Source organism: Vibrio sp. 1562, from assembly GCF_033340155.1.
GTDB lineage: Bacteria > Pseudomonadota > Gammaproteobacteria > Enterobacterales > Vibrionaceae > Vibrio > Vibrio alginolyticus.
Map to the genome: position 1 here is coordinate 1 of NZ_JAWOVY010000222.1, position 807 is coordinate 807.

At 46.2% G+C, this 807-nt stretch carries 1 protein-coding gene; it reads left to right on the plus strand.

Annotated features, from left to right (window positions below; genetic code table 11):
- The coding region (locus tag R7Z49_RS24285) for an NAD(P)(+) transhydrogenase (Re/Si-specific) subunit beta (RefSeq protein WP_318112264.1) at positions 1-807 on the plus strand (807 nt) is incomplete at both ends.

Consider the following 807-nt stretch of genomic DNA (forward strand, 5'->3'; position numbering starts at 1 on the left):
GCAACGCATGCAGAGCATGTTATCCACCTTGTCGAAGTTTTCCTTGGTGTATTCATTGGTGCTGTAACGTTCACTGGCTCTATTGTTGCGTTTGGTAAGTTACGTGGTGTGATTTCATCGTCTCCACTGAACCTTCCTCACAAGCACAAAATGAATCTGGCTGCGATCGTAGTTTCAACGCTTCTAATGATCTACTTCGTAAAAGCAGATGGCAGCATGTTCGCGCTTATCGTGATGACGTTAATTGCGTTCGCATTTGGTTACCACCTAGTCGCATCCATTGGTGGCGCGGATATGCCAGTTGTTGTTTCTATGCTTAACTCGTACTCAGGTTGGGCAGCGGCAGCAGCAGGTTTCATGCTTGCAAACGACCTATTGATCGTAACAGGTGCTTTGGTTGGTTCTTCAGGTGCAATTCTGTCATACATCATGTGTAAAGCGATGAACCGCTCGTTTATCAGTGTTATTGCTGGTGGCTTTGGTCAAGAGATTATCATTTCAAGTGATGAAGAGCAGGGCGAACACCGTGAAACCACTGCTGAAGAAGTGGCTGAAATGCTGAAAAATTCGAAGTCAGTAATCATCACTCCGGGATACGGCATGGCAGTAGCGCAAGCGCAGTACCCGGTGCATGAAATTACTGATGCACTTCGTTCACAAGGTATTGAAGTTCGTTTTGGTATTCACCCTGTCGCGGGTCGTCTGCCTGGTCACATGAACGTGCTACTTGCAGAAGCGAAAGTACCATACGACATCGTTCTGGAAATGGACGAAATCAATGATGATTTCTCAGAAACAGATACGGTT